Below are 16,301 nucleotides of genomic sequence, written 5' to 3' on the forward strand. Positions count from 1 at the left end.
GCATATGGACACGCCTACAGAAGGTATTTTCCCGCTCGTCCGGCTTATGGCGAACCCGTCTGTTTCCCCCACCCCGATTCAAATACGAGCCCATTTTGCGCTCGGAGCTTTTCAGCGCCGATCAGATGGCCAGTCACGGCATCACCCTGGCCGGGCAGCATCGCCTGACAACGCTGTCCGCACGGGATTCGATGCTGCCCAGGCTCGATGATAACGAGGAGTTGCTCAAACGCAGCTGCACGGCGCTGGCCAACGCGCAAGTGTCCAGCCGACGAGTGACTCCGGCAGCGGAATGGCTGCTGGACAATTACTATCTGGTCGAGGAAAACATTCGCACCGCCAGAACGCACCTGCCCAAAGGCTATAGCCGTGAGTTGCCACGCCTGATCAACGGCCCGTCCGCGGGGCTGCCTCGAGTCTATGACATCGCTCTGGAGACCATCTCCCATGGTGACGGTCGGGTCGATGAGGAAAGTCTGAGCCGCTTCATTTTTTCCTATCAGACAGTGATGCCACTTGCGCTGGGCGAACTGTGGGCGATACCGATCATGCTGCGTCTGGCGTTGATCGAAAACCTGCGGCGAGTGGCCTCGAGGGTCATGGCAAACGCCGACGAGCGCAATCTGGCCGATGACTGGGCCGAACACCTGATCGAAACCTCAGAACGAGACATCAAAAGCGTGGTGCTGACTGTTGCCGACATGGCCCGCTCCGCACCGCCGATGACCGCCGCCTTTGTCGCCGAATTCACCCGCCGCCTGCAGGGCCAAAGCGCAGCACTGGCCCTGGCGCTGAACTGGATGGAGCAGATGCTGAGTGAGACAGGCTCCAGCATCGAACGCCAGGTGCAGCTCGATGCGCAACAACAGGCAGCGGATCAGGTGTCCATTGGCAACAGCATCGGCAGCTTGCGCCTCTTGTCCGCCACGGACTGGCGCGAGTTCGTCGAGTCGATGAGTCATGTCGAGCAGATTCTCTATGAAGACCCCGCAGAAATTTACCGGGCGATGGATTTCAGTACCCGTGACAGCTACCGGCATGTCATAGAACGCCTTGCCCGAAGAAGCCCCCAGCACTCGGAAATCCAGGTCGCCCGCGCCGCGATCAATCTCGCCGCAGCCGGAACCGCCTCAGTCCCCTGCGAACTGCTGGCCCGGCATGTCGGGTATTACCTGATCAGCGCTGGGCTGCCGACGCTAGAGCGACGACTCAACGCCCGGGTGCCGCTTCATGAGCGCTGGAAACGGTTGTTGCAGCAGTCGCCGCTGATGTTTTATCTGGCGCCGGTGGCTTTTCTGACGCTCATCTTCGCCTGGCCTTTACTGGCCTCTGCGCAACGCGACGGGATGCCCGATGCGGCGCTTCTGATGATGGCGATTCCCTGTCTGATCATGACCAGCCGACTGGCGATCAGCCTGATCAACTGGTTGGTGACGTTCAGTCTGTTGCCAATGACGCTGCCAAAGATGGATTTTGCCAACGGTATACCCGATGGCGCGCGAAGCCTGGTGGTGATCCCGACGCTGATCGCCAGCCCGGCAGATGTGGATGAACTGGTGGAAGGTCTTGAAGTGCGGTTTCTCGCAAACCGCGACAACAACCTGTATTTCGCGTTGCTCAGCGATTTTCTGGATGCACCTGATGAGACTCAGCCGCAAGACTCCGAGCTGCTCACACAGGCCTCCCGTGCAATCACCCTGCTCAACCGAAAATACGCGGACGGACTCAGCGACCGATTCTTTCTGCTGCATCGGCCGCGTCGCTGGAACGCGAGCGAACGTGTGTGGATGGGCCACGAGCGCAAACGCGGCAAGCTGATTGAACTCAACGCCCTTTTACGTGGCCATGGACTGGAGCGCTTCAACGCCATCGTCGGCGACATCACGCCATTGCGCGGGGTGCGTTACGTGATCACGCTGGACACCGACACCCTGCTGCCGCGCGATGTCGCCCGCCAATGCGTGGCGGCCATGATGCACCCGCTGAATCGTCCGTTGTTCGACAGTGGCGGCGAGCAGATCATTTCCGGCTACGCGGTGTTGCAACCGCGAGTGGGCATCAGCCTGACCAGCGCCACGCGCTCTATTTACGCCCGGCTGTTTGGCAGTGATGCCGGCGTCGATCCCTACACTCGGTCCGTATCGGACGTTTACCAGGACCTGTTCCAGCAAGGCTCGTTCATCGGCAAGGGCATCTACGACGTGGACGCGTTCACCTGCGCCCTGGAAGGTTGCTTGCCGGATAACCAGATTCTCAGCCACGACCTGATCGAAGGGTGTTATGCACGATCCGGCCTGCTCAGCGACGTGCAAGTCTACGAGCAATACCCCTCGCGCTACGGTGCCGATGTCAAACGACGGCATCGCTGGGTTCGCGGCGACTGGCAACTGCTGCCGTGGACATTGCCCTGGGCGCGCAACGCCGACGGCAAGTGGGTGCGCAACAGGCTGAGCGTCATGGCACGCTGGAAGATTCTGGACAATCTGCGACGCAGCCTGGAACCGCTGGCGCTATTGCTGATGTTTGCATGGGGTTGGTTTGCCAGCAGTCAGCCAATGAACTGGACCCTGACAGTCATCGGGTTGATGGTGATTCAACCGTTGCTCCGAGCGGTGACCGATCTGATGCAGCCCCCCGTCGATGTGCCCTATGGACAATACCTCAGGGCGCTGCTGGGTGATCTAGTACAAGACCTCGCCCGGACTGGTCTGACGCTCGCCTGGCTGCCCTTCGAGATGTTCTACAGCGCCGACGCCATCCTGCGCTCGCTCTGGCGAATCGGCTTCAGCAGACGCCGGCTTTTGCAATGGCAGCCTTCGCGCGAGGTGGAGCGCACCACCGAAAACCGGCTGTCAGGCCTGTATTGCCAGATGTGGATCGCGCCGGTGTCGGCCCTGATCTCACTGGCCCTGCTGGCGAGGGATCCGCAGACGCTGGCCATCGCCGGTCCGCTGCTGCTGTCGTGGTTAGCGGGCCCCTGGATCGCTTGGTGGCTCAGTTCCGCACCCAAGCAGTCGGTGTTCGCACCGTCTACGGATGACTTGCGCTTCCTGCGGTTGCTGGCGCGCAGAACCTGGGCGTTCTTCGATCAGTACCTCGGGCCTCAGGATCACTGGCTGCCACCGGACAACGTGCAGGAAGAACCCAGGCCGGCCATTGCCCATCGCACCTCGCCGACCAATATGGGCATGTCGCTGCTCGCCCACCTGGCCGCTCACGATTTCGGTTACTTGAGCACCGAACGGCTGCTGTCCCGGCTTGCGGCGTCGCTGGACAGCATGGACAGTCTGGAGCGTTATCGGCAGCACTTCTATAACTGGTACGACACGCAGACCCTCGAGCCGCTGCGTCCGCATTACGTCTCCACCGTCGACAGCGGTAACCTGGCGGGCCTGCTGTTGACCTTGAGTACCGGCATTGCGCAGCTTGCAGACGCCCCGATGTTCGGCCCTGCCGTGATCAAGGGCCTGCGCGATACCCTGGATATCCTTGCAGATTCCCAGCGCGCCTCGGGGTCGGATGAATTCGCCCTGCAACTGAGAAAAGGCCTTGAACCGGTCTCGCAAGCTGCGACCCCTGAGGCGCTGGCAGACCTGCTGCACACGGTTCGCATCATGGTCACAGACAAGCAAGCGGACACCGACGAGGAAAGCCTCTACTGGCGAGAAGCGTTTACGCGTCAATGCATCGACTGGACAGAAGAACTGCAGCGCTATCGCCTCCCTGCCCCCTTGGTTACGATTGAATCGCCTCGCACCTTGCGTCAACTGGCAGATCTGAACCCCGCCGACTGGGCCACCGACCACCACCCTGAAATCGAGCGGGTCCGCAGTGACGCCGAGCAGCGTCTGGAAACCGTGAAGCGTCTGGCGTTGTCAGCGGCATCGCTGGCGCAGATGGATTTCTCGTTGCTTTACGACAACCAGCGTGACCTGTTTGTCATCGGTTACAACGCCGAGGAGCGCAGGCTCGACACCGGTTACTACGACCTGTTGGCGTCCGAGGTGCGGCTCACCAATTACGTGGCCATCGCTCAAGGACAAATCCCCCAACGCGCCTGGTTCACCCTGGGAAGGCTGCTGAGTGAAAACGCTGGCGTACCGACGTTGCTGTCCTGGTCGGGCTCGATGTTCGAATACCTGATGCCAATGCTGGTGATGCCCAACTTCGAGGGCAGCCTGCTAGACCAGACTTGCCGCGCCGCCGTGTCGGTACAGATCGAACAGGGCAACAGGCTGGGCATTCCCTGGGGCGTTTCGGAATCGGGTTACTCCACCGTCGACGCGCACTTCAATTATCAATACCGCGCCTTCGGCGTTCAGGCCCTGGGGCTCCAGCGCGGGCTGAGCAATGACGTTGTGATAGCGCCCTACGCCAGCGCCCTGGCGTTGATGGTCGATGCCGATGCAGCCTGTAAAAACCTGCAACGCCTCGCCCTGCAAGGCTCTGCTGGACGTTTCGGTCTGTATGAAGCAGTGGATTACACCGAGGCCCGCTTACCGCGTGGCCAACACTTCGTCGTGGTCCGGTCGTTCATGGCTCACCACCAGGGCATGAGCTTGCTGGCCTTGACCAGCCGACTGCTCGATCAACCCATGCAAGGGCGATTCGAGGCCGACCCGGCGCTGCGATCAGCCCTGCTGCTGCTACAGGAGCGGGTGCCGAAATCCACCGCGCCGTACCTGCAAACCACACAGTCGCCCGTACTCGGCGATGTTGGCCAAGGTCAGGATGCGGGGCTTCGGGTGTTCTCTGATCCAGGACGCAAGCGTCCGGCCGTGCAATTGCTTTCCAACGGTCGCTACCATGTCATGCTGACCAGCGGCGGCGGTGGTTACAGCCGCCGCAATGAGATGGCGATCACTCGTTGGCAGGAGGACACCTCACAGGACAATTGGGGGATGTTCTGCTACCTGCGCGATGTCCAGACCAACACGGTCTGGTCGGCTGCGCATCAACCGACTATGCATCAACCCGAGAGCCACGAGGCGATCTTCTGCGATTCCCGTGCAGAGTTCCGTGCGCGCAACCTGGAATTCGACACGCACCTGGAGATTGTTGTCTCACCTGAAGACGACATCGAACTGCGCCGCCTGCATGTCACCAACCGAGCGTCATCGGCCAAGACACTGGAGATCACCACCTACGCCGAAGTCGTGCTGACAACCCCGGTCAACGACGCGATGCACCCGGCGTTCAGCAAGCTGTTCGTGCAGACCGAATTACTGACTGCGCTTCAGGCCATTATCTGCAGCCGCCGACCCCGGGCCAGCGATGAGCCGACGCCGTGGATGTGCCATTTGCTGGCGGCACACGGGGTGGACATCGATGCGATCTCGTACGAAACCGATCGCGCCCGATTCATCGGCCGAGGACGCAGCCTTGTGTCACCTGCCGCCCTTGATGCCAATTGCCAGCGCTTGTCAGGCAGTGCAGGCCCGGTGCTCGATCCGGTGATCGCGATTCGCTGCAGGATTACCTTGCAACCCGGCCAACAGGCCACCATCGACTTGGTAACCGGTGTCGCCGACAGCCGTGATGACTGCCTTTATCTCATCAACAAATACCGCGACCGCCACCTCGCCGACCGGGTGTTCGACCTGTCCTGGACCCATAGCCAGGTGCTTCTGCGTCAGCTCAACGCCTCGTTGTCCGACGCCCGTCTGTTCGAGCAGATGGCCTCGTCGCTGCTTTATGCGAACGCCTCGATGCGCGCCAACCATGCGGTGCTGATCGCCAATCGCCGCAATCAGCCGGGACTCTGGGGTCAGGCCATCTCCGGCGACCTGCCCATCGTTTTGCTGCAAATCCAAAGCCTGGACAATATCGCCCTGGTGCAGCAATTGATTCAGGCCCACGCCTACTGGCGGCAAAAAGGGTTGGTGGTCGATCTGTTGATCTGGAACGAAGATCAGGCGGGTTATCGCCAGCAACTGCAGGACGCGATCCTGGGCCTTATCACCTCAGGCAGTGAAGCCACTCTGCTGGATCGTCCGGGCGGGATTTTTGTGCGCCCCGCGCAGCAGATGTCGAATGAAGATCGCGTGCTGTTCCTCTCGGTTGCCCGGCTGGTGCTGAGCGAAGGTCTGGGCAGCCTGGCCGAACAGATTCATCGCCGCAAAGTATCACCGGTGCACGCGTCGTTTGTGGCGACCCGGCATTTTCAAGCTCGGCCGGCATCGGTACGACCGAACCGTCCCTTCCTGCTTTTGAGCAACGAATATGGCGGCTTCAGCGCCGATGGCGGTGAGTACATCATCACCGGGCTCGCGCCCAATCCGACACCCGCACCCTGGGTTAACGTGATCGCCAATGCACAACTCGGCACGGTGGTCTCGGAAGCCGGCAGTGCCTATACCTGGGCCGAAAACGCCCATGAATTTCGCCTGACGCCCTGGCACAACGACCCGGTCACCGATCGCAGCGGCGAAGCCATTTACCTGCGCGATGAAGAGACCGGGCACTTCTGGTCTGCGGCGCCTCAACCCTGCCCCGGACAAGGCCCGTACCAGACCCGTCACGGTTTCGGTTACAGCGTGTTCGAACATGAAGAAGACGGCATTTACAGCGAGCTATGGATCTATGTGGCGCTGGATGCGCCGATCAAATTCTCGCGGCTATTGTTGAGCAACCGCTCGGGACGCCAACGGTCATTGTCGGTCACAGGGTATGTGGAATGGGTGCTGGGCGACCTGCGCAGCAAATCGGCGATGCATGTGGTCACCCAATCGGATCCCGCCAGCGGGGCCTTCTTCGCCCGCAACGCCTATTCGGTGGAGTTTTCCGAGCGGGTGGCGTTCTTTGACACCGACACGATCGATCACGGTGTCAGCGGTGACCGTACTGAATTCATTGGCCGCAGTGGCACCCTGGCCTCACCGGCAGCGATGCAGCACGCCGGTCTGTCCGGGCGCATGGGGGGCGGTCTGGACCCTTGTGCCGCCCTGCAAGTGTCGATCGAACTCGGCGATGGTGATACCAGGGAAGTCATTCTGCGCCTGGGGGCGGCGTCTTCCAGTAACGCCGCCACCCAGCTGGTGCAACGTTATCGGGGCAGCCTGGTGGCCGCCGAGGAGTTGCAGAAAGTACGGGAACACTGGCGCTCATTGCTCGGGGCCATTCGTATCGAAACAGGCGCGCCTGCGGTCGACGTCATGGTGAATGGCTGGTTGATGTATCAGGTCATCGCGTGCCGTTTCCTGGCCCGAAGCGGCTACTACCAGTCAGGTGGCGCCATCGGTTTTCGCGATCAGCTGCAGGACAGCATGGCGATGATCCATGCCGATCCGGCAGCCGTGCGAGCGCATCTGTTGCTGTGCGCCGGCCATCAGTATATGGAAGGCGACGTGCAACACTGGTGGCACCCGCCGATGAATCGAGGGGTTCGCACCACCTGCTCCGATGACTTTTTGTGGCTGGTGGCCGCCACCAACCGCTATGTCGAAATGACCGCAGACGTGGGTGTACTGGAAGAGGCCGCCGGGTACCTGGAAGGACGAGAACTGGGGACCGGCGAAGAGTCCTACTATGACCTCCCCGGGGTATCGCCCCTGCGAGAGTCCCTGTATCAACACTGCGTGCGCGCCATCGAACACAGCCTGCGCCGCGGTCATCACGGGTTGCCGCTGATGGGCTCTGGTGACTGGAACGACGGCATGAATCGCGTCGGCCATCTGGGTGCAGGTGAAAGTGTCTGGCTGGGCTTCTTCAGCTATCAGGTGCTGGAGCAATTTGCGGTGACCGCTCGCCTGCACGGTGATCACGCATTTGCCAAACGCTGCAGCGACAGCGCGGTGACACTGCAACGCAACCTCGATCAAGCTGCCTGGGACGGCGCCTGGTATCGCCGTGCCTGGTTCGATGACGGACAAATGCTCGGCTCGGCGAGCAATGAGGAATGTCGTATCGATTCTATTGCTCAAAGCTGGTCAGTGCTGTCAGGGGCCGGCTCTGCCGTCCGCCAGATTAAGGCCATGCAGTCATTGGATGAGCATCTGATCAAACGTGACATCCGCGCCGTATTGCTGCTTGACCCACCATTTGACAAGGGCGCCCTGGACCCCGGCTACATCAAGGGCTACGTGCCTGGCGTGCGCGAGAACGGAGGTCAGTACACGCATGCTGCCGTTTGGGCGGGCATGGCGTTTGCGCAGTTGGGTGAAGCCGGCAAAGCATGGGAACTGCTGAATCTGATCAACCCCGCTGCCCCTGCCAACAACGCTCAAATCGATACTTATAAGGTCGAGCCCTATGTCATGGCCGCGGATGTCTACGGCGCCGCGCCCCATGCCGGGCGAGGGGGCTGGACCTGGTATACCGGTTCTGCCGGCTGGATGTACCGGCTGATTGTCGAGTCATTGTTGGGCGTTCAACGCAGCGGCCGCACGCTCAGAATCGAACCGCTGATACCCGTCGACTGGCCGGGCTTCATCTTGCACTACCGCTTCGGCAGAACCCTCTACCACTTTGATGTGCGTCAGGGCAGTTCGAACATCACCTCCATTACCCTCGATGGCCAGCCATTGAGTGACTCTGCGCTGACACTGGATGACGGCGTTCTGGAGCATTGGGTTCGGGTAGATTGTCGCGCCCGGTCACCCAGGCCTCAGGCGCTGGAATACGAGCATGCCGCCGATGAATAGACATTGATCACCAGCCATGGCGTGCATGGGAGTACCCTGAGTGGGCACGTCCCTGTTCCGCCACGGATACTCTGTCATGCATGCCTCCCCCAATCCAAGCCACAATCATCTACTTGCGGCGCTACCGGCCGTCGACCTCCAGCGCCTTGTTCCGCATCTGGAGCAGGTCAGTCTGGCGCTGGGCGATGTGCTGTATGAACCGGGGGACACCTTGCGGCACGTTTACTTTCCGACCGACGCCATCGTTTCCCTGCTTCATGTCACGGAAAACGGCTCGTCAGCCGAAATCGCCGTGGTCGGAAACGAGGGTTTGATCGGCATAGCGCTGTTCATGGGCGGCGAAAGCACATCCAGTCGGGCGGTGGTGCAAAGTGCCGGTGGTGCATTTCGCCTGCCTGGGCAAAAGCTCAAGAAAGAGTTCAACCGTCATGGCGATCTGCTCCTGCTGATGCTCCGTTACACCCAGGCGCTGATCACGCAGATGTCACAGACCGCCCTGTGCAATCGCCATCATTCGATCGATCAGCAATTGTGTCGATGGCTGCTGTTGTCGCTGGATCGCCTGCACGGCAATCGCCTGAACATGACCCAGGAGCTGATCGCCAACATGCTGGGCGTGCGCCGCGAAGGCGTCACGGAAGCGGCCGGCAAACTGCAGCGTCAAGGCGTCATCGAGTACAGCCGAGGCCAGATCACGGTACTGGATAGAGCGCGCCTGGAACGGCTCAGCTGCGAGTGCTACCAGGTGGTCAAGACCGAAACCGATCGGCTGTTGCATTACACCCGTCGTCAGGACGAGTGATGCGTTCGAATTGATTGCCGGCGGCAATACCGGCTGTCCCTTAAACCTGTCAGCGAGCGGATACTGCTCCCGCCAACCCCGCATAAGAATAGGGTGAACAAGCGATCCAGGGACGGATGCAGCGCAAACAGTGGGTCACAATTGATCAATGACCCGCAAAGCTTTAGCGTAGTCCCGAACTCAGCGTCACCAAGATATCGCAGGCAGCGACAGACCACCTTTCCCGCGAATCCCCCGCTTTAGTAGATATGTGCGCGCGGCAGCTCTTGGCTAGTAGCAGCCAAGAGCGATAGGCAGCAATCGGCCAGGAGCTGCCGGTGGTCGTTGCATTTCGCTTGTCACCGGCGTTTGACTAAGCTCAACAAATCGGTACGAACTGAAACTCAAGTGGGGAGACGACTATGTATGCGGTCATAAGAACCTACTCAGGTCCTGGTGCAAAGCAGCTTTTCGATGTTTTAGAAAAGCAAAAGGCCGACGTCGAAGCTGCCCTCAGAAAAGTGGCTGGCCTCGCAAGCTACACACTGCTACCTCTCGGTGATGGCGGTATGTCGGTGACTGTTTGCACGGACAAGGCCGGCACCGATGAGAGCATGAAAGTCGCTCGCGACTGGATTCAGAAAAACGCCTCGCACATCCACGCGACCCCGCCGGTCGTAACGGAAGGCCCGGTCATTGTGCAGATCAATTAGCGCGCCCCTTGCGTTCGCGTGAACATTTTTACCTGCTTGTGCAGCAGAAATCGGCAAGGAGTCTAATATTGAAATGCCATAGGTCGGTCCATCCCCTATCTGCGTAATGATGCGAGGGACCGTTGGCATGTAGGCGGCTTTGGAGCCAACACCGGACCGGTGTTGGCTAAATAGATTTCAACTTGGAGGGAACCATGAGCAATCTCATCGCCAGCGGCGAGCCACCTGAAGCCGTCCGCCTCATGGTCAAGGTTTATGCCTACTTGCTGCTCGCAGGATTTGCGTTTGTTCCGGCCTATCTGATTGGCTACTTATACGTCTTTCAAGACCCCACCCTTATTTTCGAACACCACCTGTTCCATATCATTGCGATCACGGCAGCCACATTGGCGGGCCTGTTTGTTACTTACGTAACCTGGCGCTGCTATCAGTCATCGGGAGATCCGCTGCTGCGATGGATGACGCTTGGTTTTCTCGGTTTTGTACTGATCTACGCGTTGCATGGTGCGTTCACCGGGCAAGCACACCACAATATCTGGCTCTTCCTGCTTTATGGACCGGCCTCTCGACTGGTCATGTCGATTCTGCTGTTAGTCGGAATGCTGTCGTACCACCGCCCACCCGATGCTGCGGACCAACGAATGAAGGCCCGCCCGTGGTTGACTTGGATAGGACTGTTCCTGCTGGTTGATGTGGCAGTGGCGTACGTCGCGAATTCATCGATCGCCGGCAATCTCGCGGTGCGCCTCTCGATGGAAGGTGGTGCGCTCATTCTTTCCGCATTGACCGCGGCAATACTCCTGCTGCGCCGTATCCGTTCGCCGCTGATGATGATTTTTGTCATCTCGGTCACCGCGTTCGCGCTGTCATCGCTTGCCTTCATCCTTGCACGTCCGTGGAACCACATGTGGTGGCTCGCTCATGCGATCTTCGCCGGTGGATTCTTCATGTTGAGCTATGGGGTCGTGCAAGCGTTCCTCACCACGAGGTCGTTCTCGAAGATTTACAGCCAAGAGGAGTTGATGGTGCGTCTTGCCGAAGCGATGGCGTATACCGAGAGCGCCCTGCAGGAACTCCAGCGCACCAATCAAGAACTCGGGCATCTTGCGGCGACCGATCCACTGACTGGCGCTGATAATCGGCGTCGGTTCATGGAGCGGGTCGAAGTCGAAATTGGCCGGACGAAGCGCGGCGGTGAGCCGTTCTCCGTGTTGGCACTCGATCTGGATAATTTCAAGTCCATCAACGATCGCTTCGGGCATCAGGTTGGCGATGACATCCTGAAGAGCTTCGTGGAGAAATGCCTCGATTCGATCCGGCCGTATGACGGCGTAGCCCGAGTGGGCGGGGAAGAATTCATGATACTGCTACCTCAGACTTCACTTGAAGGCGCGCACGTAATCGCTGAGCGTCTGCGAAGCACCGTTGCAAATAATTCTTTTCATGGCCTGCAGCGGTTAACCGTGGTCACCGTGAGCATCGGTGTATCGCAATCTGGCCGCGACGGCGACACCATCGAGGCCATTCTGCGTACAGCCGATCAACGCCTGTATCACGCTAAACACGAAGGCCGTAACCGTGTAGTCACTACCATCAAAACCAGCCTCCAATCGCTGTGAAAGCGTCGGCACCGATACCCAGCTTTGCGCCACAGCATTGGGCGTTAGGCAAGGGGTGTTGATCGATTGTTGCCCATCGCGACAGGCAGCAATCGGCCAGAAGCTGCCAATCAATATGAGCAGAAAGCAGCCAGAAATGGTCAGAGGTTTTTCATAATGTTCAACGAGTAAATAGTCCATTGAGCTTTCGGGTTCAAAGTCTGCGGGCAATTTCCTTCCACATGTAGTCGTAGTTGTATTGCAGCCATCGGACCAGCACCTTATCAAACTGCCTGCGTAACCAATTACGCTCCCGCGCCGCCAGCCTTTCCTCAATCCTCGCTCTGAGCCAGTCGGGGTCAAAGCCTGTCCAGACAGTGGGCAAGACTGCTGAAAGGTTGGAGAAGCACACGGGCGCCACTTCTGAATAAAAGATTTCGTAGAGTACGTCAGGATCAACGCCTTTGACCTGGCGCGCGATGTAGTCGTAATCGGTCGGAAAATAGTTAAATGGTTCGGACAGTGCGGCTCTGACGTCTGTCAGTTGTGGTTCGGTTAGAAAATGTCCCAATGCGAAAATTCCTCCAGTTCCTCATCCAGCGAGTCCGCGACCACTCCGCCTGCGACGCCACCGGCGACCGATCCCACCAAGACCACCGCAATTGCGCAGATCGGGGCTCCAGGGCCACACAACGCACTGACGCCAAACCCAGCTAGTACGCCGCCTAGCGCACCGCCACCGACGATGATGCCTTGCCGGGCCGTTTCTTTGGGCTTGTTTTCAGCGTTCAGGATTTGATATGTCGCCAGGGCTGCGGTCACGAGAACGCCGAGTTTGCCCATGATCATCATTTTTTTAGTGCCTTGCGTGAACTTGGCATCGTCCCGGCCGGCGGCTTCCAAAATGGTGTAATGAACCTTCTTCTGCTCTGCGGCTGAAAGGCTTTCGTAGCTCTTTTTGAAGAGATCGTTAGAGTAACGATCCAAAAGCCATTTTAGTGTTCTGCCGTCTTTTTTCTTCCTTTGGACAACCGCCAGGCCCTGCGCAGAGGTCCATTTGCGATGTTCCATCAAAATTTTGTTTCGCATTTCATGACCGAACGCCACACCTTCTTGCGCCGTGATCTTTCCAGCTTTCACATCAGCAAATGTTTGCTCAGACATGCGCTTAATATTTTTGAGGTAACTCATCCGAATTTTTTCATCAGAGATGGCATCCAGCGAAAACCTTAGCGCAGTGCCCTCCATCAACTCTAACGCCCTATCGAGGGGCGAGTCTTGCAAGGCGTGCTCACGCTGAACAACATAGCTGCCGGTGACAATGTACGGCTCTGTCATAGGATGGTCCTTATCCTAGAATTTGGTTCAATAGGCTCTCGGTGAGCGAGGGCGCCTCTGCGGATGCTTGCTCTTCAAACTTGAGCATCACGCACGTTGTGCCCGATGGGTTCGAAAATCTAACAGCGTTGTCCTTATCGAATACGCCGGGGAGCGATGAGCCGTCCTCAAAGTGCGCGGTGCACGATAAGCCCTCATAGCTTTCTTCAACAGGGATTCTGAAGCCGATCCAGCTTGCGTAACCCGCCAACAACGAGGGAGGAACAAACTCGCAGGCTGTATGGGTACTGCCAATTATCACCGTCCCCGACCCGCCAACTACAACGCCGCCGTGGGTGCCGCCAGTATCGATGGTTGCGGCATTCTTGCCGTTGATGAACACAGTCGAAGACAGCCCTGATGAAAGCGCACTGCAGCACGTGCAGGTGTCACCTTGACGTGCTGCGGAAAGTCCGTCGAAAAACACGTCGGGAGAGCCTGCCGCAATGGGATTAGTACCGTGCCCCGGCAACGGGCAACTGTATGGATCACTCTTACGCGCTGCTGGCTTAGCCACTATGACCTCCTGTCAAATCCGTGTGAGCGTCGTAACCTACCAGAACAGATCGCCCATTAGAAATCTCCGTGATGATGGGTGCATGCAATGATCAGCAATCAGCGCCTGCATGAACTGATCAGCGCTTGAACCAAGAATTCACTATGGAGTGAAGAAAAAGCTGCATTTGATTGCAAAGGTCAACGGCAGCAATCGGCCGAGGTTGTGTAAAAACGTTTTTGAGCGCGACAGGTACTCAAAACTGGACTGGAAATCGCGCTTCTACGCGAAATCCACATCTGCTGACGTGCCGATAAATTTCGGATTTAACGTAGACGCGCTCACTTCAATTTTGGCGAAGCGTTTTTACACACTCTGGGCCAAAAGCAGCCGGTGGACGGAGCGATAGCAAATGAGTAGCTATGCTTAGTCTGTGGCGGAAACTGATTGTGCAGCCGGGAATTACAGACACGCGCGTCGATCGCCTCATCACTGATATTCTATAGGCAGCCCGCGAAATATGACGTCCTTGATCTCATCGATCATCGAGTTCCTGACGGCGCACCCGCATGTCGCCTATCTGGCGGTGTTTCTCCTGGCACTTTCCGAGTCAATCCCGATCATCGGTGTCGTCGTTCCCGGCACCGCCGTGATCCTCGCGCTCAGCCCCCTGGTCCCGAGCGGCATATTATTGCTCTGGCCGATGCTGGTCGCCGCCACGTCAGGCGCGATCGCGGGTGATGGTCTTTCGTTCTGGCTTGGGCACCGATACCACCGCGAGATTCTTGGTCTCTGGCCGCTGAACCGGCACCCCAAACTGATTCAGCGCAGCGAAGCCTTTTTCACCCGTCATGGCGACAAAAGTGTCTTTCTCGCGCGCTTCACACCGGGCGTCCGCGCCTTTGTTCCGCTCCTTGCCGGCACGCTGGGGATGGCGGTCAGTCGGTTCTATGCCGTCAATGTCGCGTCGGCGCTCGCCTGGGCTCCGTCGCATATCCTGCCCGGTGTGCTCGTCGGCGCAACGTTCAGCATTCTCGGTGCGGCCGCAAAGCCGCTCGCGATCCTGCTGGCCATTCTAGTCGCGGCGGGCTGGGCGGTCCTGCTTATCGTGCGCTGGACGTTGCGTCACGGCATCCCCTACCTCATCGTCGGAGTGGAGCGGCTACGGAGCTGGGCCGGCACCCACGACACCTGGTTGAGCCGGCGACTTACCAGCTTGCTCGATCCTTCACGGCCCGAAGCGCGGGATCTCGCACTACCGACTGTCCTTCTCGTCGGTGCAGCCTGGCTTTTCTTCGGTGTCCTTGAAGACGTCGTGAGCGGTGACCCGTTGCTGCTCGCAGACAGCGCGATATACCGCGCCCTCCAGGATCTACGCACAACACTAGGCGATGCGGTGATGATTGCCATCACAGAACTCGGTGACACCAAGGTCGTGGTGGCGGTCACGATTGCTGTCTTGCTATGGCTCATGTGGAAACGCGCCTGGCGTACAGCAGCCTATTGGCTGGTGGCAATCGCCGGCGCTTCGGTGTTCAACATTGTCATCAAAGTAGCGTTGTATCGAACTCGCCCTGGAGAGCTTATCTATTCCGGGTGGAGTGCCTTTTCCTTCCCCAGCGGCCATAGCACGATCAATGTCGTGCTATACGGTTTCCTCGCCTTTCTCATCGCGCGTGATATCCGCCCGGCACGGCGGCTCGCGGTCGCTATTGGCGCAGCCACCCTGATATTTCTGATTGCATTCTCGCGCCTCTACCTCGGTGCGCATTGGCTTTCCGACGTGCTCGGGGGACTGGCATTCGGGTCCGCGTGGTTGGCGCTACTCAGCCTGTTCTACCTGCGGCGGCAGGCCGAGCGCATTGGGTCAGGGGGGCTGCTTGCCCTCGGATGTGCGGCACTTATCCTTGCCGGCGGCTTCAATATCTATCGCAGCCATGCGACGGACAGCGGTCGTTATGTCGTCAAGGTGGGGACGCCGACCATGGCCGCCACCGATTGGTGGGCGTCGGATTGGCAGCAACTGCCGGCGCGGCGTATCGATCTCACGGGCGAGACGAATGAGCCGCTGACGTTCCAATGGGCCGGTGGCCTGCAGGACCTGCAACATGTCCTGCAACGGAGCGAGTGGCGCGCCTCGGCGGCATGGACACTGTTGAATACCCTGAATTGGCTTACCGCCCAGGCTGACCCTGCCGATCTTCCGGTCATTCCTCTTTTCGCTAGTGGTCGCCTTCCCAGTCTGGGACTCTCGTTCGACCGCATAGCGCTGACGCACCTAACGGTTCGCGGCTGGTGCTTCGCTTGTGGGTCGTCGATTTCGAGCTCACAAACGGGCGAACTATGCCGCTGTGGATTGGCTCGGTTGTCGAAGAGCGTTTCTATCATCCACTATCCCTCGTCACCTTGACGTCAACACAGCCCGATGCGAATGCACCGCGGAGAACGCTAGCGGCCGTACTTGACGGTGGGCGGCTCCTTTCTCGGACCGAAGGAACGGCAGATGCGGATTGGGATGGGCAGGTCCTGTTAGCTCGCCACGGTGAAAAACAGAAATGAATGACCGTCTAGGGTCGAATGCTGCACCTCCTGACAGGCACCTAACGGCCGAGAGTGTGTAAAAACGCTTCGTCACAATTGAAGTTTGCGCGTCTATGCGAAATCTGAAAATTATCGGCTGTTCAGCCGATCTGG

General features: G+C 58.9%; 8 protein-coding genes. 5 read left to right on the forward strand and 3 right to left on the reverse strand.

Features of this window, described 5'->3' with window-relative positions:
- Window positions 1-95: 95 nt before the first annotated feature.
- From WLY71_RS20190 to WLY71_RS20205, 4 genes are all read left to right on the forward strand, one after another.
- Entirely contained in the window at window positions 96-8,642 is an 8,547-nt protein-coding gene (locus tag WLY71_RS20190) for a GH36-type glycosyl hydrolase domain-containing protein (RefSeq protein ID WP_425589942.1), read from the forward strand.
- A gap of 76 nt (window positions 8,643-8,718) precedes the next feature.
- Window positions 8,719-9,444 carry a Crp/Fnr family transcriptional regulator gene (locus tag WLY71_RS20195; RefSeq protein WP_347804946.1) on the forward strand — a complete coding sequence of 242 codons (726 nt, stop codon included), beginning with the start codon at window positions 8,719-8,721 and terminating at the stop codon, window positions 9,442-9,444.
- Window positions 9,445-9,845: 401 nt separating this feature from the next.
- Window positions 9,846-10,136, forward strand: coding sequence for a hypothetical protein (locus WLY71_RS20200; RefSeq protein WP_347804947.1), 291 nt, complete (start codon window positions 9,846-9,848; stop codon window positions 10,134-10,136).
- Window positions 10,137-10,330: 194 nt separating this feature from the next.
- Entirely contained in the window at window positions 10,331-11,755 is a 1,425-nt protein-coding gene (locus WLY71_RS20205; RefSeq protein ID WP_347804948.1) for a sensor domain-containing diguanylate cyclase, read from the forward strand.
- A gap of 193 nt (window positions 11,756-11,948) precedes the next feature.
- Here the strand turns inward: WLY71_RS20205 and WLY71_RS20210 are convergent, their stop codons facing one another.
- From WLY71_RS20210 to WLY71_RS20220, 3 genes are read right to left on the reverse strand one after another with little or no spacing between them, the layout of a single operon-like run.
- Complete coding sequence (locus WLY71_RS20210; RefSeq protein ID WP_347804949.1) at window positions 11,949-12,305, reverse strand: DUF7079 family protein; 357 nt, start codon at window positions 12,303-12,305, stop codon at window positions 11,949-11,951.
- Window positions 12,290-13,072, reverse strand: a complete 783-nt coding sequence (locus WLY71_RS20215; protein WP_347804950.1) for a hypothetical protein — start codon at window positions 13,070-13,072, stop codon at window positions 12,290-12,292. The genes WLY71_RS20210 and WLY71_RS20215 overlap by 16 nt, the downstream gene beginning before the upstream one ends.
- Before the next feature lie 10 nt (window positions 13,073-13,082).
- On the reverse strand, window positions 13,083-13,628 hold the full coding sequence (locus WLY71_RS20220; RefSeq protein WP_347804951.1) for a PAAR domain-containing protein: 546 nt from the start codon (window positions 13,626-13,628) through the stop codon (window positions 13,083-13,085).
- Between the two features lie 499 nt (window positions 13,629-14,127).
- On the opposite strand from WLY71_RS20220, the gene WLY71_RS20225 reads away from it, so the two are divergent.
- Window positions 14,128-16,017 (forward strand): bifunctional DedA family/phosphatase PAP2 family protein, encoded by a 1,890-nt coding sequence (locus WLY71_RS20225; protein WP_347804952.1) that lies wholly within the window; start codon window positions 14,128-14,130, stop codon window positions 16,015-16,017.
- Window positions 16,018-16,301 lie beyond the last annotated feature (284 nt).

It is taken from the genome of Pseudomonas rossensis (assembly GCF_039888995.1).
Lineage (GTDB): Bacteria > Pseudomonadota > Gammaproteobacteria > Pseudomonadales > Pseudomonadaceae > Aquipseudomonas > Aquipseudomonas rossensis.